Genomic DNA, 16,374 nt, shown 5'->3' with positions numbered 1-16,374 from the left:
CACGATTCTTTTCTGGATAATATGACAAAAAAAATCGGCATAGCCCTGGGAAGCGGTTCCGCCCGGGGGTGGTCGCATATCGGCGTATTGCAGAGCATCGTCGAAGCGGGAATTGCGGTCGATTTTGTCTGTGGAACATCGATCGGCGCCCTTGTTGCCGGGTCGTTTGCCGCTGGTTTTCTCGAACCTCTCGACCGCTGGGCAAGGCGGCTTTCGTGGTCGCATATTGTTGGTTTCATGGACATGAAGATCCCCCGTTCAGGGCTGATCGAGGGAGAAAAAATATCCGGATATTTACGCGAAATGATTACCGATCCCCTGATCGAGAATCTTCCTGTACCCTTTGCCGCAGTGGCGACCGATCTGAAAACCGGCAGGGAGGTCTGGCTTAGGGAAGGATCTTTGATAGAGGTTGTCAGGGCCAGCATCTCGCTTCCGGGAATTTTCACCCCCTGCGGGCGCAACGGACAGTGGCTTGTTGACGGTGGATTGGTGAATCCGGTCCCGACTTCGCTTTGTCGGGCGATGGGGGCCGATATTGTCGTCGCCGTTGATCTTAATTCCGATATCATGGGGAAAAAGAGGATACAGCGGATGGCTGCTCCCCCGAAAGGGGAAGAAAACGGGACTTCGCTACCCGCGCAGGGGAGGTGGGCCGATTTTCTCAAACAGGGGAAACTTAACGGCAAGTTAAAGCTCTTCGGGCAGATGTTTCAGGAGCTGCCGGACCGGAGCCCGACGCTCTTCGATGTCCTGGCCACATCCGTTAATATCATGCAGGACAGGATAAATCAGCAGCGGCTCCTTGAGGATCCGCCGGACCTCGTCATCCGTCCCAAACTTTCCGATATCGGCCTGATGGAGTTCAATCGCGCTGCCGAGGCGATTGATGAAGGCAAAAGGGAGATGGACATATATATTCCGGCTCTTCGGGAGCTGATGGCAAATGCTGAGTGACGGGGAGTTTTAAAAAACTGGACAGCAACTGGAAAAAACGGCGAGAAAATGATCCGGCGGTCAAATCGTTATCTCCATTCCGTCCGTTGCGGCGATTGTTTGCGGAAATATTGCGGCGGCGGTTCGCCTTGCCTCGGTTCGCTCTTCGAGGGTTTGATACAAAAAAGCGTCGAAGTGGGTGAGGGCGAGGCGTTTTGTCCTGGCCTCGGCGGCGATTCGGGCCGCCGTCTCCGGATTCAAGTGCGGCCATGCCTCATTCGCCTGCCCGGTTTTAAAAGCGCATTCGGTGATCAGCAGATCGGCTTGATTGCCTAGCGAGACCGCATTTTCGCAATAGCCGGTGTCGGAGCAATGGCTGATTGCCATTCCGTCAACCTCTATTCGGTAGCCAAGCGTCAGTGATGAGTGACGCAGCGGCAGCGCCTGGACAAGGAAAGGAAGCGAGGAAGAGTCCTCCGGCATTTCCATTACGCCGCTGGGAAAGGGCAGTTGGGCAAGCGGCATGGTGAAGGGGGCATTGAGAAAAGTGTCCAGAATTTGCCTGCTGTGTTTCGGCCCGCAGATGGTGAGTTTTTCCCGCAGATTGAACCTTCCCAGGATGTGCAGTCCCGCCACATGATCGAGGTGAAAATGACTGATAAAGATAAAAACCGGTTTATCGCCGCTGAGGTAGCGGTCGGCCCGTTGAATGCCGTTTCCGGCGTCGAAGATGATATCAAAGCTTTCGGTCTGGACAAGGGTTGAAAGTGTGTTTCCGGTTTCTGTATCGTACCAGCCGTTTGTCCCTAAAAAGACGATCTTCATTTTCATTCTCCGTATCTGTCTGGATGAGCGCCAAGCAAGGGTTCTCCAATTTATCCTGCCTTTTCTCGTGCGGACGGGGACATAACACAATTTATGGAAAAATGTCCATTTGCTGAGGATTTTTTATGGGTGCAGGATGAGGATCCCGTCGTCGGGAGCGATCCCCTGCCGAACTTTAGAGAGGCAGGGAATCTTCATGGAGAGGTGCGATAGTGCATTCCCTTTGCCTTTTCCGTTAGGGTTTCGGCAAAGGGGATGCGATGTCAGTAGGCTTTATGCCGGGAAACAACCGAATCCAGAATCTGGACAAGCTGTTTTGAATTGATCGAACGGAGCAGGTCTCTCAGGTTGGTTACCTGGGCGCCTCCATCCTGCATGGTGGGGCCGACCTGGGGCGAGCTCATTTTCACAAGCGAGCAAACCCTGTTGGCGATATCGTTTTCCTCCCGGTGTTTCCAGAAGAGCGCTTTTCTCCCGAAAAAGAGTTTTTTAAAATCGTTTTCGAGATTGTCCGGTTTGATCGTAACGAGCCAGCCATTTCCCTGCGGATCGGAGGTGAGCAGCCCCGGGTTGTTTTTAAGACGGTAATTCGTCGCGATAATGACCCCGGAAACGGGAGAAATCACCGGCAATACGTAATCTCCCTGAATAATGTGGGCAAAACATTCTCCGGCGCCGGTGAAAGAGCCCTCCGCGGGCAGGATTACCAACTGCACGTTGGAGATAAGCATCGTGATCAGTGAATCCAAACCGATCCGCACCTTTTCGTGGCTTTCCACCTTTACCCAGCAGTGATCAGGATGAAAGAGGAAGGAGCCGTTGTCGAGCTGGGATGACGGATCGTCGAAAAACGACCCCTCCTCTTCTATTTCCGATGATTCGGAGAAATTACTGTCCCCCCCGTTTTTCATTGCGCGGTCGAAAGGGCAGGTCTCGCAGTGGTCGTTTCTGTCGCACAGCTTGTAGGATACGAGCCCTGTTTTCATCCAGACGCATTTGTTTTCTTCTGCTGGAATCAGGGGATAACCTTTGCACTTTGAGCTAATTGAATCCATCTCTGCACCTTTTGTTCCTTCAAGTCTCTATCTAAGAAACCAGGAAGAAATCTTTTACCAGCTTATCCCAGTTCTCCGGATCCATGTTTCTGGCAATGCCGTCCACCGGCACACCACCATCCTGGGAAAGGGCGCCCAGGTTGTAATTTCCCCGAGTCAGAAGGCTGTCCCTGACGCCGTCCATCCATTTTATGGCCAAATCCCCGGTCAGAAGATTTTTCAGGTTGGATGAAACCCGCGGGGATTGAACCTTGATCAGCCAGGACTGCCCATAGGGATCGCTGTTCACCCCGGCGGGAGATTTCAGCAGGGCTTCGTTCACGGCAACTATTTTACCGTCAACGGGGGAGAGCATATCAATCAGTTTGGAGCCTACCTGTACGCTCCACCCCTTTTCTCCCTGGGCGACTTCAGCGCCAACCTGCGGAAGATTGATTGAATCTATTTTCCCGAGCATTTTCTGGGCAAAGTCATCCATTCCCACCTTCATGATGTTTCCTTCCTCGAGCGCAGCCCAGCTATGCCCCTGGTGGAAAAACATCCCCTGGGCCGGCATGCTGAACCAGTTGCCGATTGCCGAAACGGCGTTGGCAACCCCTTGGTAAACGGCCTCAGCGGGTCCTTTCAAAAAATTCCAGAACACGACAAAGGTAGCCAGCACCGCGATTATCACCAGATATTCAATGCCCTTGGTGGCGAATATGTCAACGTAGGTGAACCCTTCCATTATATAATCCCCCTTTCTTTATCAGGAACGTTTAGTGTTTTTATCTTTTTCAAGCAGCACGCCGCCGTCGGCCATCGTGACGCCCAGGCCCGGGGCAAGCGCGGGAGCATTGGCTTCAGCTTCCATTTCCCGATCCTGTTCCACCGCCCATTGCGGGGAGTGCTTCAATATCGGCAGCCGATTTACGAGCCATCGGAAAACCCAGACCATCAAAAGGACGATCGACGCGGTAATGGTTACCTCCATCCAGGTCGGGATATACCGTTCACTAAAAGGCAGGTACCATTTGAAGGCAAGTATCGAATAGTCGATCCGGTTGAAGATCACCCCCGCCATGGTAATGTAGGCGGCAACCCGGATAGGCGTTCGGTTGGCCTTTTTTACGCCCCAGGTGAACAGGGCAATCGGGAGAAGCAGGAAGCCGAACATTTCCGTCAGATACCAGTAGCCCATTCCGGTATTCAGAAGATTCCAGTGCTGGCCGTGAACCAGCAGAATCACCTGCAGGAAAAAGTAAACGAACATGCCGACCGCGCAGGCCTTGCCCAAGTCGATCTCGATATTTTTCCACGATTCGCGATACTCCTCGTCAACCCGATCCTTGCCGAAGACGCGGAAGCTCAAATTGCCGATGAAGATGACTACGGAAAGCCCGGCGTAAATACTCGAGACAAAAAACAGCAGGGGGATGAACTCATTGTACCACAAGGGATGTACCTTCCATTTGGCCATCAGGAACAGCGCGCCCAGACCCGACTGATGCAGCGTGGAGAGCGTAACCCCGAAGATGACTGCGCCGAGGCTTACCGACATGAAGAACTTGCGCATCTTCCTCAAGCCCAGCCATTCAGCGAAAGCCGGGGCCAGCTCGAAGAACTGCGCGATCATGTAGAGCAGGAAATGCCAGGCGATCAGAAACAGGACGGAATTGACGCCGAACTTGTTGCCGATGATCGGATTGTAGATTTGCCACCAGCGTCCGCAATCGAGCAGAATTGCCCCGGCGTAGAACATATACGCCAGAAACCCATTCAGGACAGCCAGCCTGACTATGGCGTGATACTTTTCGCCTCCCAGCACGTAAACGACAAAGGCGCTTACATACGCCCCTCCGGCGAAGGCAACCCCGACCATCACGATGAACCCGATCCAGATTCCCCAAGGGTATTCAGGGACTTCATTCACTACCGAGCCCAGCCCCATCGCGAGCCGGTAAATAACCAAAAGGATGCCGGTAAAAATTATGGCGCCGGAAATGATATTGAACGGGGTGAGAACCCTACCCTTCGGTTTTAATTCACCCTTCAAAAAAGTCAGAAGTTCCTTGAAACTCTTTGTTTCCCGGTTAGTCGCTAAGCTGTTCATCTCATCCCTCCCTCTTCAACTTTTACTTTTGCCTTGCGTTTGGTTATCGTAGCTATCGCGCTCATAAAGGCGGGCCACAAAAGCAGTATGACAGGCACACTGTACAGGAAGCCTTTTGTATATTCGGGATAAGCCGTTGTTCCAATGTCGTTTCTGAATCCGATCTGTTCGAAAGGCGCCGCCGAGATGTACATATAACCGGTGCCGCCGGCCTCGTTTTCGCCGTAGATGTGGTGGTAGTAATTCTTTTCGTCGCTGTAAATACGCCTGTTGGCTTCGTCGATCATCTCTCTTCTCGTGCCGAAGGTAAGTGCGAATGCGGGGCACGCTTCCACGCAGGCAGGCTCCAGACCCTTCTGCGTCCGGCTGTAGCACATGTCGCATTTGTGCAGTTCCGGGAAGGCGGAATGTTCAAATTTCGGAATGTCGAAGGGGCAGGACGTCATGCAGTAACGGCAGCCGATACAGTTGTCATTCCAGGTGACGGCGCCTTCATCATGCTTTTCCATCGCCTTGACGGGACATGCCGAAACGCAGGCGGGCTGGTTGCAGTGCATGCACTGCTTCTTGACAAAAACCTCTCCTTTGTTTGTTTGAAAACGGTTTACTGCCTCAAGCTGGTGCGCATTGGTGGTCCTTCTTTTGTCGAAAACGGAAGAATCGTCGATATTGGGAACTGGCAGGCCATGCGCCTCGGCGCACGCCTTTTCACAGCTCCTGCAACCGACGCAGCGCGTCGTATCGACGAGCACTCCTACGAATTCTTTATCCGATACCGGGGCGCTCGCCTCCGCCTTTACCGGCAACAATGCGCCGGCCGCGCTTACGCCGAAGCCCGCACCCATGCCTTTTAGAAAAGTCCTCCTGTCGATTCCCATAATCACTAGCTCCTTTTCTTCTCGATTTTTTCTGTCGCCCCGTTTATGCCGGAACGCTTCAAGATTCGTTTCTCGCCTTTTTTGCCGTCTGTCTCTCCTTTTTTCGTCGGATCCGACAGGCGGCATCCTGTAAATGAACACATTTTATTTTTTCTCTTTCTCTTTCTCAATTGCCGCGCCGCCGTCGGCCATTGTTACGCCGAGCTGCCCTTTGAAAGCCACGGCATTAACCTCGCCGTCCCTTTCCCTGGCCCTCGTTAAGATGTCCATTCCCCTGGATATCGCAACATATCCTACAGACGTCATGGCGCCTATAATCCAAAACAGGGGCATGATTAAACCTAACGCTAAAAGAATGATGATGACTGCTGTACTCATGGTGTCCTCCTTTTCTATGATTTCTCATTTTTGAGTGTCAATGTGCGTCCGCCGCTATTGAATTTTCCGTTCTCCCTTTTATGCTTTGCTTATTCACCGCTACTTTTACCCTTTGCTTTCTGATAAACATGATTCATGCCAGAAAATATAAACAGCTGATAATAATTAAATTACAGTGTATAAACGGTAGCTTATATTGATGAATATCTACTGGTAGAAGGACGCCGGGGAAGAGACACGCCAGATACTGTTAATTATATTTACATGCACATGTATAGAATATTAACAGTATCTGTAAGCATCAGGAATAACAGGGAAATTGAGAAGATTGTTAATTTCCTTTAAATATCAATGCATTAAATAAATAATTTATTGTATCAAAATTAAATGTTGTTTTATGTCGTGTGGTTAGTAACAAAAAGCCGTAGTTTCCGGAGGGGGGCTACTGCTGCGTTACCGTAAAAATGTGTTAAATATATTAACACTCGCTTCTCCGGCGCATCGGGCAGGGATGGTTAATCACTCCAAGCTTTCTGGCTCATTATGCGATCCCAGCGGTATGATAAGCTGTTATAATAATTATTGATATCAGCGGCGTTCGGCTGTTTCTTTATATTGCCAGCCGGAAGGAACGGGAACTGTTGGTCGTTTGGAGCCATTTGCAAATTACAGATGTAATTTACGATTGACATTTCCTGAGCGACTGATAATATACCGCTAAGCGGAAACGGCGACGGATTAATATTAGCCCCGAAGCCCGAAGCAGGGCACAAAATAAGGATGAAATTGCCACCCGGCAAAATGATTGGCCTAAAATATTGGGGTGTTGCTTCAGGCAAACCTTTTATTAGTCGCCTCTGTACATGTCTTTAAAAACAGTTTGCCAACGACGGATTGCAAGTTATGCTGAATAGAGAAGACATTCCAACGTCTGATAAGTACGATGACCGTCCGGCAATCGTTAAGCTGCTGACTTCCCCTCTTGCCGCGCTTGGCAGGCAGGCAATTCACCTGGTAAATAGTCTGGGCGCAGCGGGAATCTTTCTCTTTTTGGCTTTTACCGGCATTTTCCGCCCGAAGCAACTGAGCAAAATCCTCCATCAGATTTACTATATAGGCGCAAGATCCTTTGGCATTATCGCCCTTGTCAGCCTTTTTACCGGGATGGTGCTGGGGCTTCAGTCCTACCACGCGCTTGTTCAATTCGGCGCCGAGGGGGCGCTGGGCACCCTGGTTTCGCTGACGCTGATCAGGGAATTGGGGCCGGTGCTTACGGCAATTATGATAACCGCCCGGGCCGGTTCGGCCATCACCGCGGAAATAGGGATTCAGCGTATTTCCGAACAAATTGACGCCCTTTATACCATGCGGATCGATCCGCTGCGCTTTCTGGTCAGCCCCCGCATCGCCGCCGCCATTATCAGCTTTCCCCTCCTTACCGCGATCTTTGATGTAGTCGGAATCTTTGGCGGCTATATCTCCGGGGTTCTGCTGATGGGGGCAAATTCAGCCTCTTATATTTATCGAATTCAGTCCAATACGGATATTGGCGATGTTGCCGACGGATTCATCAAGGCAATCGTCTTTGCCATCATCGTTTCCACGGTAAGCTGTTACCAGGGCTATTTCGCCCACATGCGCACCGATGGTCATGGCGCCAAGGCCGTTGGCCTTTCCACTACGGCGGCGGTCGTTCTGTCCTGCGTCTTGATCCTGGTTTCCGATTATGTAGTTACCTCCCTTCTGATAGGCGGTTAGGATAATGGCTGCCCCTTTCATAGAATTCAGGAATATAACCAAGAGATTCGGTTCGCTGGCCGTTCTGGAAGACGTCAATTTCCAGATTTACGAAGGCGAGGTAACAACAATCATCGGACTCAGCGGCTCGGGGAAAAGCGTCTTGCTGAAGCATATAATCGGGTTGCTCAAGCCCGACAGCGGCGTTATCTTGTTTGAGGGCAAACCCCTCCACGAGATGAGCAAGGGTGAACTGCAGAAGACCCTTTCCCAGGTAAGCTATATGTTTCAGGGGAACGCCCTTTTTGATTCAATGACTGTTTACGAAAACATCGCCCTTCCCCTCCGGGAAACAACGAATATGACAAAGGCCGAAATAGACAAAAAGGTCTCGGTTCGAATAGAGCAGACGGAGCTTGCGGAAGCTGCCCAACGTTATCCTTCCGAGCTTTCCGGGGGTATGCAGAAGCGCGCTGCCCTGGCGAGGGTGCTGGTGACAGATCCCAAGGTCGTTCTTTTTGATGAACCGACAACCGGTCAGGACCCGGTGCGGAAAAACGCCATTTTGAGCATGATCGCCCAGTATCAGAGAAAATTTGGCTTTACCGCAATTCTTGTCAGCCACGAGATTCCGGACGTCTATTTTATCTCCAACCGCATTCTTGCCCTTTATCAAAAGAAGATCGTCTTTCAGGGTTCCCCCGAGGAGTTTGAGGATTTCGACCATCCCTTCCAGACGGAGGTTATTCGAAGCCTGGAGGGGCTTCAACATGAACTGACCGGCATGTATTCAAAAAGGCAGTTCAAGATGCAGAATCATGCGCGGATGAAGCGAACCGGGGAAGGGGACATATACGCCGTTCTTGTGCATACTTTGAGGGAAGATGCTGCGACTGGCGGGAAAGAAGCTCATGAGGAGGTTCTGAAGGGAGTCGAAAACTGCGTAGCTGAATATTTCACCGCCGCGGGAGGTTTTTCCACCCGTCTTAAAACGGACGAATTTGTTACGGTCCTTCCCTATTCCAATATAGCGGAGGCAAAAGACCTTGCCCGTGATTTTGTTGACTCTCTGAAGACAAAAACGGGTGGGCGAGGGGGCGTAAGCGGCGCCGGACATGAACAAGACGGCGAGGGCGGGGATTTTGCGCTGCTTATGGGCATAGCGGAGGGATTCCCTGCTGATGAGATAGAAACCGTTATAGCGTCTGCCCGGTCTCAACAAAAAGAAACAGCGCGTCTTCACTGTGCTGCGAGGAGGTAGTTTTATGAAGAAATACTCAATGGAAACGACGGTCGGCATTTTTATTGTTCTGGGCTTGATCATGATCGCCTATATGACCGTAACGCTTGGACATGTATCATTTTTTGCCGATGAGACATATCCCCTTTCGGCCCGTTTTTCATCCGTTACCGGGTTGAGAAAGGGCAGCCCTGTCTATATGCTGGGGCTCAAGGTCGGCAAGACGGAGGATCTTTCCCTCGATCAGAAAAATCAGAAGGCGATTGTAAAGATTCAGATTAACAAGGACATACAGGTATATGACGATGCGATTGCCTCGATCAAAACAGAGGGACTTATCGGCGACAGTTATTTGAGTGTCGATCCGGGAGGTTCAGGGGAGCTGCTCAAGAGCGGCGGGGTGATCATTGAAACACATCCGCCCCTGGATATCGCCGATTTGATCGGGAAGTACGCCTTTGGCGATGTCAAGAAAAAATAGCGATAATAGGCGGGTAAGGGAGAGAAGGCGATGAAAAGATTTTCTTTGATACTGGGTGGCGTTATTTTAATTTTATTTGTCTCGGTTGCGGCCTATGCCGGGGTGCCGCTGGAAAAGCTTCGCAAAGATGTAACCGAGGTTCTCGATGTATTAAAGGACCCGGTCAGAAAAGCGGAGTTTGCCAAAGAGATAAAGGGCGATAAAATATCAAGTGTTTACGAAAAAATGTTCGATGATGTCGAACTGTCAAAACGGGCGCTGGCCAGAAACTGGAATAATCTCAGCGTCCCCCAGCGCCAGGAATTTGTAAGGCTTTTCCGGCAGGTGCTGGAGCGGGCCTATGGCGATAAAATTGTCTCCTATAATGACGAGAAGGTTCTTTTCGACCGGGAGACGATGCTCTCCGCAAATATTGCCGAGATTCAATCAAGGGTTGTTACCGCCTCCAAGGAAATCCCCGTTAACTACATGATGATCCAGAAAAACGGCGTCTGGAGGGTGTATGATGTGGTTATCGAGAATGTAAGCCTGGTGCAGAACTATCGAACCCAGTTCAACGAGATTCTGGCCAAAAATACGACCGAAGAGCTTCTGGAAATTCTCAGAAAAAAGATTAAGGAAAAATAGCAAAGAAGGGCGTAATTTTTTTTGTACTATAAATTCCAATGTGTTCAGGGGATCATTAAGCTTATGAAAATAAATGCATTTCCTCTATTGCTGCTTTTTTTTCTCGCCATCGGCTGCGCCCACAGCCCGGCGCCCACTGCTTATCCCAATCAATCGCCTGCTCAAACAACGATAGAGCAAGCGCCGACTCCTGCCGCTCAGTCAGAGACGACCGCTCCGCAATCAATAGGAGCAGCGGTTCCGTTGGCGCAAAAACAACAGAGCGCTGAGATTGTTTCTGCAAGCAATGTCGGTAATGCCAGCAGCGCCGCTGCGGAGCTTGAGGGGGACTATCAGGAGCCGGAGGAGTTGCGTAAACCTGGTGATTATCAGAGTACAGATAATTCCGAAAAGAACGGCCAAGGGGAAAACGGCACAAGATTAACCATTGCCGATCCGCTCGAACCCTTTAACCGGGCGATGTTTCAGTTCAACGACAAGCTTTACTTCTGGGTGCTCAAACCGGTAGCCCGGGCTTACAAAAAGGTGGTTCACGAGGATGTCCGGGTGGTTGTCAAAAACTTTTTCTCAAATGCGGCCTTCCCGGCGCGTTTTGTAAATTGTCTGCTGCAGGCGAACCTGACGGGCGCCGCAAGCGAGGTCGGCCGCTTTGCCCTGAACACCCTGGTGGGCTTTGGGGGCATGTTTGATCCCGCTTCCGACAAGGAGATAAATCTGGCGAAACACGGCGAGGATTTTGGGCAGACTCTGGGCTTATATGGAATCGGACACGGTTTTTACATCCATTGGCCCATATTCGGACCCTCCAGCCCCCGCGACACGATTGGGATGGCCGGGGACGGATTTCTCAATCCCTTTTCCTATCTCGATCAGTGGTACGAGTCGGCAGGAGTGGGCGCTTATGAAAGGATAAATGACGTCTCCTTCAGCATTGGCGATTACGAGGCGCTCAAACAGGCGGCGCTTGATCCGTATGTGGCGGTGCGCGACGCCTATGTCCAGTACCGTTTCAACAAGGTGAAGCGCCGGGATGGATTCTACGCCCCGGCAAGAGGCGAAAAGCCGGAGCGTTAGCGGACTTTGATGTCATGTCATCTGGAAAAATACGACCAGCCTATCGCGTAGAATATCGCCGGGATAAAATTGCCGATGCGAATCCTTGTAAGCTTAAGCAGGTTGAGGCTGATGCCGACGATCATCAGGCCGCCGGTTGCCGTAACGGCAGTTAGAAGGGCTGCCTCCCGTAAAAAGGCGAGTTGCGCGGCAAGCAGGGTCACTGCCCCCTGTACCAACAAGACGGAAAAGGCTGAAAAGGCGACTCCTACCCCCAGCGTTGCGGTTAGGGCGGTAGCGGCAAAACCGTCAAGGAGCGATTTGACGTAAAGGGTATGGGGGTCGCCGGCCGCGCCGTCCTGGATGCAGCCGACAATCATCATCGCCCCGCTTAAATACAGGATTGACGAGGAGGCGAATCCCTGGACAAAAGTAGGCGAATCCAAGCCTGTCTTTGTTTTCAGCCATTCTCCCGCAAGCTCTATCCCCTGTTCGATTTTCAGCAGTTCGCCTGTGACGGCGCCTGCAAGCAGGCAGGCTATGGCCGTTAGGGGGGAGCCCCCGGAAAGCGCCATCTGCATGCCGATAAGCAGTGTCGCAAGCCCCAACGCCTGCATGATGGTGGTTTTTAACCGTTCCGGAAGATGCTTGCCGATGGCCAGTCCGATCAGGCTTCCACCCAATATCGTTCCGGTATTTACATAAGTGCCTATCAATTAATGCCCCTCCGAATGGGATTTTCGCTCAGTGCCTCTTTGTCAAACGCACGCGCTGAGTATCCAATATGGACAGGCTTGTCAATGATTTATGCACCGCAACCAATCAGACGAACAGTCTTTGGTCTGAATAACCCGGGTAATGGCAAAAATCTTATCTGCCGCATTGAATAGATGTTTTGAATCTGATAGGTAAACAGACCATGGACGAACATTATTATCTAAAGAGAGCTTCTGGAAATGCCGTTGAGACGGGTGAAAACCAATGAGGACGATTTTTCTTGCCGACGCGCATCTGAAGGGTCCTGCGGCGCCGGGATATAAGAAATGCCTGGAATTTTTTGCCGGGTTGCATGGCGCCGGAACGTTTCCCGGGTCTGAAAGGGTAAAGGGCAACAAGATTGATCTGATCGTTATTGCCGGTGACTTTTTTGACTTCTGGTTTGAGCGCAAGGGCCGCATTTATCCGAAATTTCAGCCGATTGTGAAAAATATCGCCAGGTTGAAGGACGAAGGGGTAAGAATTTGCCTCTGCGAGGGCAATCACGACTTTTTCCTTTCCGATTATTTTACCAGGAGTCTCGGCATCGAGGTTTATCCCGAGGCCCTGGAGCTCTCAATCGATGAGTTGCGGGTCTTTGTCTCTCACGGCGATACGGTGGATCGGGAAAACCGCCGCTATCTCGCGTTGCGGAGGGTTTTCCGCAGTTCCTTTACCTATCGGCTGCAGAGAATGGTCCCCCTGTCGCTGCTCTTTGCCGTCGCGCGGGCCAGCTCCGGCCTGAGTCGGGGAATGACTGTCAGCGCCCAGGAGAGGATAGTCGCAAAAATGCGCCTTTTTGCCGAAGAAAAGTTCAGGGAGGGGTTTGACGCCGTTATTCTGGGCCATTCCCATGCCGAGATATTGGGTCAAGAACAAAATGGCGGGGAAAAGCGGACATTTGCAACCCTCGGGGACTGGATAACCCGTTACACCTACCTTGTATGCGAAAACGGTCGCTTTTCACTGGAGCATTTCGGCAAACGGGAAGAATGAATTGACAGATCGCTTCGCACTCCGGCGTGTCCCGAAGATACGAATCGGAACTGTCTCCAGGTGCAAGCGGCAAAGGAGAAAAAGAATGGTTTTAGCCTCCCAAGAAGAGGGCATGCACTACGAGGGGTATTGCATTCGGCCGCCCAGCGAAGCCGACAGCATTCTGCTGCAGGTTACGCTGGGTTGTTCCCACAACCGCTGCACCTTTTGCGGGTCATACAGCGACAAACGCTTCGCTATCAAGGACGACAAGGTTATCCAAAACGATATCCTCTATGCCTCCCGGTACATGCGCAGCCAGGAGCGTATCTTCCTGATGGACGGCGATGCCCTGATCATCCCGCAAAAAAAGCTGCTGGGAATCCTGGAGCAGATTGCGACGCATCTGCCCTGGGTGAAGAGGGTCGGCGCCTACGCAAATGTCAAGGGCATCAAGCGAAAATCTGTCGAAGAGCTGAAGGAACTGCGGCAGCGCAATCTGGGCATCCTCTATTACGGCATCGAAACGGGCGACGACGAGATCAGAATGTCCATCCAGAAGGGCTCTACCGCCGCAGTGTGCATCGAGATGGGACGCAGGGTAAAAGAGGCGGGCATCCTGCTGTCAGTCACGGTACTGCTCGGCATCGGCGGCGAGCGCCTTTCGTTGCGCCATGCGAAGGCCACAGGCGAGCTCTTGAGCGCGATAGATCCCGACTATGTCGGGGCCTTGACGTTGATGCTTACCCCCGGGACGCCCCTGTATGAGGATTATCGGCGCGGCGCCTTTGCGCTCCCCGACGAGGCCGGAATGCTCAGGGAATTGCGGGAAATGATCGCCCATACCGATCTGACGGGCGGATATTTTTTCTCCAACCATGCCTCGAATTACCTGCCCGTGAAGGCCAGACTGCCCGAAGGCAAACAAAAGGCGCTGGCGCTGATCGATGCGGCCTTGCGCGGCGAGATCGGGCTCAAACCGGAGTGGATGCGGGCGCTGTAAAAACACTCGACGGTCCCGGCAAGCCGCTGTCCCGGAAGTCGCCCAGCTCCAGTTCCTCGCGCTTTTTGAATTCTTCGATGAGGCTGAATATCTTCGCCATTGTCTGCGCCGGGTTGGAAGATGCGTTGATTATACGTTCCAGTGACTCCGCAGGCTTTTGTGTTGCGTAGTCTTCTCTTTCAGCAGCTTGTTAATTAACCGGATCAATTTCGTCCCAAACGGATTGGCACGGCATGCCTTTTAACTCATTACCTCGAGGCAATTGCAAAACTCCCCATTCTTGTCATTCCCGCAACGATTCTGAGCGGGAAAACGAAGTTTAATGTTCATAATCTGGTTCTAACTGCTTGAAAAAACCATATTCCCGATAGAGACATTATGGACATTAAGCTGCGCTTTCGGGAATGACAAATGGTTTTGCAATTGGCTCCCTCATTTAAATATACTTTGAACCGAATACCACCTTTGTTCGAGAAGTTAAGACGGCCTTCGCGATCCAACCATTTCCACGGCATTGTGTGCATTGGCGATGACGTTGTGCCCCTACAATTAAATCGACAACCAGCAGACATTATTGCGGAAAATATCGAAACCCTGAAACAGCCCACCAACTGGCCCTGACCCCTTCGCACCTGCCGGAAAGGTCAAGCTCATCTACCGCGATCCGCCCTGCAACCCCGGCAAAAACTTCGCCTATCCCGACAATTTTCAGGAAAGTCTTGGGTTGCCATCGGTCTCGATGTGTGCTACGAAACGCCACAGTCTATATTTTCAGACGGGCTGCAGGCTCAATTTTAAGTATCCAACATAGCAACGGTTTGTTGTAGCGTTTCCAGAAAGCAGGACCGGCGGATGGGCGCAAAATAATTGCGCATCCCCGCCTTTTCGGCTTTTGGTCAACCAGGCGGTTTGCAACGTTGCGCCTCTTTACATTTTACGACGATTGCGTATCGTATCGGTTCAGACAGAGCGCCCCGTGGCGGAAGAGCGCCGGTGCATTTTACAAGGCGCCTTTTGCAGATTGGAGAGTAGCGATGCTTTTTGGCAGTTATTCCTTCTCACTTACATTCGACGATGACGCCGTCCTTCCCGAATACAAGGGTTCTACCTTTCGCGGCATTTTTGGGCATTCCCTCAAAAAGGTCGTCTGCGCCCTGAAACAGCAGGAATGCGCCGATTGCCTGCTCAATAAAAAATGCGTGTATTTTCAGGTTTTTGAAATGCAGACGGACGCGGTCGGAAAGCGCGGCGAAAGAACAGAAGGTGCTCCCGCGCCTAGCCCGGAGGTCAGAAAACGCCTCGTCGCCCCGCCCCATCCCTACGTCATCGAACCCGCCGAGGACAGCCGAACCCGGTATCGCAACGGCGAGTCCCTCGATTTCACGCTCCTGCTCTTCGGAGGCGTGAACGATTATCTGGCGTATTTCATCTATTCATTCAACGAGATGGGCAAGCTTGGCGTGGGAAAGGCGATTAACGGCAAGCGCGCCTCCTTCCACCTCAACCGGGTGACTGCGGGGAGGCAGTTGGTCTTCGACCCTAGCGACAGAAAAATCCGCAAAGGGCCTTTCACCCAAGAGCTATTGCTGACGCCGCCGGAGGGCGCGAAATCCGGCTTTCCCGCGGAGGCCGATCAACCGGCCCTGTCCGAACTAACGATTCGCCTGCAAACGCCCCTCCGTCTGAAGTTCGAGAATCATTTCAAGGCCGAGCTGCCGTTTCATCTGCTGGTAAGGGCGATGCTCCGCAGGGTTGCATCGCTGGAGCAGTTTTTCGGTAACGGGGAGCCCGCGCTCGACTACCGGGGGTTTGTCCGGCGGGCGACGGAGGTTTCCAGCAAATCCTCCACAATCAGGTGGTTCGACTGGAAACGTTATTCCAACCGCCAGGATCAGGCGATGCTGATGGGCGGCATGGGCGGGGAGATCACATACGCCGGCTCTCTTGGAGAATTTATGCCGCTGCTGCGTTTTTGCGAAAAGGCGCACATAGGCAAGCAGACGACCTTCGGTCTGGGGAAGATAGCGCTTGTTTCGGTCCTGAAGGAAACTTCGCCCGATCTGAATGTGTCTCCCGACGAACTGCTTTCAACAGTGAGGACCTGATGATTCCGCAACGCGATCTCTCGCTGCTGTCAAATCGCCTCGCCAGAAAGGGAGGCCGCCGTACCCCCGAGGCGGTTCTGGAAAGGGACTATTGTCTTTCCTGGCTCCTCGTGGGTTTGTCCGCAACATACCGGGATCTTCCTACGGATGCGGTTATCGGTGTCTCTTCCATCAACGAAATAGCTGCGGAAAAAATTGTTGCCCTGTGCGATCCGGCGCGGAACGAGCCCCGG

Annotated in this window: 17 protein-coding genes; 10 read left to right on the top strand and 7 right to left on the bottom strand. The window is 52.1% G+C overall.

The annotated features are described in order from the left end of the window. The first annotated feature begins 21 nt into the window (after positions 1-21). Entirely contained in the window at positions 22-957 is a 936-nt protein-coding gene (locus K0B01_04550) for a patatin-like phospholipase family protein (protein ID MBW6485405.1), read from the top strand. A 60-nt stretch (positions 958-1,017) separates the two neighbouring features. Here K0B01_04550 and K0B01_04545 read toward each other — a convergent pair whose 3' ends face one another. The 6 genes from K0B01_04545 to K0B01_04520 form a co-directional block, all read right to left on the bottom strand. Continuing rightward, a complete protein-coding gene (locus K0B01_04545; GenBank protein ID MBW6485404.1) occupies positions 1,018-1,761 on the bottom strand; it encodes a ribonuclease Z in 744 nt (247 codons plus the stop codon). A gap of 263 nt (positions 1,762-2,024) precedes the next feature. Beyond that, on the bottom strand, positions 2,025-2,816 hold the full coding sequence (locus K0B01_04540; protein MBW6485403.1) for a glycine cleavage system protein H: 792 nt from the start codon (positions 2,814-2,816) through the stop codon (positions 2,025-2,027). 31 nt (positions 2,817-2,847) lie between these two features. Beyond that, positions 2,848-3,543, bottom strand: a complete 696-nt coding sequence (locus K0B01_04535) for a glycine cleavage system protein H (GenBank protein MBW6485402.1) — start codon at positions 3,541-3,543, stop codon at positions 2,848-2,850. Positions 3,544-3,564: 21 nt separating this feature from the next. Continuing rightward, positions 3,565-4,908 carry a polysulfide reductase NrfD gene (gene nrfD, locus K0B01_04530; GenBank protein ID MBW6485401.1) on the bottom strand — a complete coding sequence of 448 codons (1,344 nt, stop codon included), beginning with the start codon at positions 4,906-4,908 and terminating at the stop codon, positions 3,565-3,567. Next, positions 4,905-5,786, bottom strand: a complete 882-nt coding sequence (locus K0B01_04525) for a 4Fe-4S dicluster domain-containing protein (GenBank protein ID MBW6485400.1) — start codon at positions 5,784-5,786, stop codon at positions 4,905-4,907. Before K0B01_04525 ends, nrfD begins: the two co-directional genes overlap by 4 nt. Before the next feature lie 144 nt (positions 5,787-5,930). Next, on the bottom strand, positions 5,931-6,164 hold the full coding sequence (locus K0B01_04520; protein MBW6485399.1) for a hypothetical protein: 234 nt from the start codon (positions 6,162-6,164) through the stop codon (positions 5,931-5,933). A gap of 903 nt (positions 6,165-7,067) precedes the next feature. On the opposite strand from K0B01_04520, the gene K0B01_04515 reads away from it, so the two are divergent. The 5 genes from K0B01_04515 to K0B01_04495 all read left to right on the top strand — a co-directional run bounded on the left by K0B01_04515 (position 7,068) and on the right by K0B01_04495 (position 11,323). Next, entirely contained in the window at positions 7,068-7,922 is an 855-nt protein-coding gene (locus tag K0B01_04515; protein MBW6485398.1) for an ABC transporter permease, read from the top strand. A gap of 4 nt (positions 7,923-7,926) precedes the next feature. After that, entirely contained in the window at positions 7,927-9,162 is a 1,236-nt protein-coding gene (locus K0B01_04510) for an ATP-binding cassette domain-containing protein (protein ID MBW6485397.1), read from the top strand. 4 nt (positions 9,163-9,166) lie between these two features. Beyond that, positions 9,167-9,622, top strand: a complete 456-nt coding sequence (locus K0B01_04505; protein ID MBW6485396.1) for an MCE family protein — start codon at positions 9,167-9,169, stop codon at positions 9,620-9,622. Positions 9,623-9,652: 30 nt separating this feature from the next. Beyond that, positions 9,653-10,249 (top strand): ABC transporter substrate-binding protein, encoded by a 597-nt coding sequence (locus tag K0B01_04500; protein MBW6485395.1) that lies wholly within the window; start codon positions 9,653-9,655, stop codon positions 10,247-10,249. A 63-nt stretch (positions 10,250-10,312) separates the two neighbouring features. Continuing rightward, positions 10,313-11,323, top strand: coding sequence for a VacJ family lipoprotein (locus K0B01_04495; protein MBW6485394.1), 1,011 nt, complete (start codon positions 10,313-10,315; stop codon positions 11,321-11,323). Between the two features lie 17 nt (positions 11,324-11,340). Here K0B01_04495 and K0B01_04490 read toward each other — a convergent pair whose 3' ends face one another. Further along, positions 11,341-12,018 (bottom strand): DUF554 domain-containing protein, encoded by a 678-nt coding sequence (locus K0B01_04490; protein MBW6485393.1) that lies wholly within the window; start codon positions 12,016-12,018, stop codon positions 11,341-11,343. Between the two features lie 265 nt (positions 12,019-12,283). Between K0B01_04490 and K0B01_04485 the strand changes: the two genes are divergently transcribed. The 4 genes from K0B01_04485 to K0B01_04470 form a co-directional block, all read left to right on the top strand. Then, a complete protein-coding gene (locus K0B01_04485) occupies positions 12,284-13,054 on the top strand; it encodes a UDP-2,3-diacylglucosamine diphosphatase (protein ID MBW6485392.1) in 771 nt (256 codons plus the stop codon). An 85-nt stretch (positions 13,055-13,139) separates the two neighbouring features. Further along, positions 13,140-14,036 carry a radical SAM protein gene (locus K0B01_04480; protein MBW6485391.1) on the top strand — a complete coding sequence of 299 codons (897 nt, stop codon included), beginning with the start codon at positions 13,140-13,142 and terminating at the stop codon, positions 14,034-14,036. Between the two features lie 1,034 nt (positions 14,037-15,070). Then, positions 15,071-16,141: a CRISPR system precrRNA processing endoribonuclease RAMP protein Cas6 gene (gene cas6, locus K0B01_04475; protein MBW6485390.1), complete on the top strand. Its 1,071-nt coding sequence runs from the start codon at positions 15,071-15,073 to the stop codon at positions 16,139-16,141. Then, the coding region (locus K0B01_04470) for a hypothetical protein (protein MBW6485389.1) at positions 16,141-16,374 on the top strand (234 nt) is incomplete at its 3' end. The genes cas6 and K0B01_04470, both read left to right, overlap by 1 nt.

Source organism: Syntrophobacterales bacterium, from assembly GCA_019429105.1.
Lineage (GTDB): Bacteria > Desulfobacterota > Syntrophia > Syntrophales > UBA5619 > DYTH01.
Note: the sequence above shows the minus strand (reverse complement) of the source record. Positions and strands in the feature narration are given on the sequence as shown.

Excerpts from the sequence above, each read along its gene's own strand:
- K0B01_04550 (MBW6485405.1), top strand. The coding sequence starts at position 22 with ATGACAAAAAAAATCGGCATAGCCCTGGGAAGCGGTTCCGCCCGGGGG.
- K0B01_04545 (MBW6485404.1), bottom strand. The coding sequence starts at position 1,761 with ATGAAGATCGTCTTTTTAGGGACAAACGGCTGGTACGATACAGAAACC.
- K0B01_04540 (MBW6485403.1), bottom strand. The coding sequence starts at position 2,816 with ATGGATTCAATTAGCTCAAAGTGCAAAGGTTATCCCCTGATTCCAGCA.
- K0B01_04535 (MBW6485402.1), bottom strand. The coding sequence starts at position 3,543 with ATGGAAGGGTTCACCTACGTTGACATATTCGCCACCAAGGGCATTGAA.
- nrfD (MBW6485401.1), bottom strand. The coding sequence starts at position 4,908 with ATGAACAGCTTAGCGACTAACCGGGAAACAAAGAGTTTCAAGGAACTT.
- K0B01_04525 (MBW6485400.1), bottom strand. The coding sequence starts at position 5,786 with ATGGGAATCGACAGGAGGACTTTTCTAAAAGGCATGGGTGCGGGCTTC.
- K0B01_04520 (MBW6485399.1), bottom strand. The coding sequence starts at position 6,164 with ATGAGTACAGCAGTCATCATCATTCTTTTAGCGTTAGGTTTAATCATG.
- K0B01_04515 (MBW6485398.1), top strand. The coding sequence starts at position 7,068 with ATGCTGAATAGAGAAGACATTCCAACGTCTGATAAGTACGATGACCGT.
- K0B01_04510 (MBW6485397.1), top strand. The coding sequence starts at position 7,927 with ATGGCTGCCCCTTTCATAGAATTCAGGAATATAACCAAGAGATTCGGT.
- K0B01_04505 (MBW6485396.1), top strand. The coding sequence starts at position 9,167 with ATGAAGAAATACTCAATGGAAACGACGGTCGGCATTTTTATTGTTCTG.
- K0B01_04500 (MBW6485395.1), top strand. The coding sequence starts at position 9,653 with ATGAAAAGATTTTCTTTGATACTGGGTGGCGTTATTTTAATTTTATTT.
- K0B01_04495 (MBW6485394.1), top strand. The coding sequence starts at position 10,313 with ATGAAAATAAATGCATTTCCTCTATTGCTGCTTTTTTTTCTCGCCATC.
- K0B01_04485 (MBW6485392.1), top strand. The coding sequence starts at position 12,284 with ATGAGGACGATTTTTCTTGCCGACGCGCATCTGAAGGGTCCTGCGGCG.
- K0B01_04480 (MBW6485391.1), top strand. The coding sequence starts at position 13,140 with ATGGTTTTAGCCTCCCAAGAAGAGGGCATGCACTACGAGGGGTATTGC.
- cas6 (MBW6485390.1), top strand. The coding sequence starts at position 15,071 with ATGCTTTTTGGCAGTTATTCCTTCTCACTTACATTCGACGATGACGCC.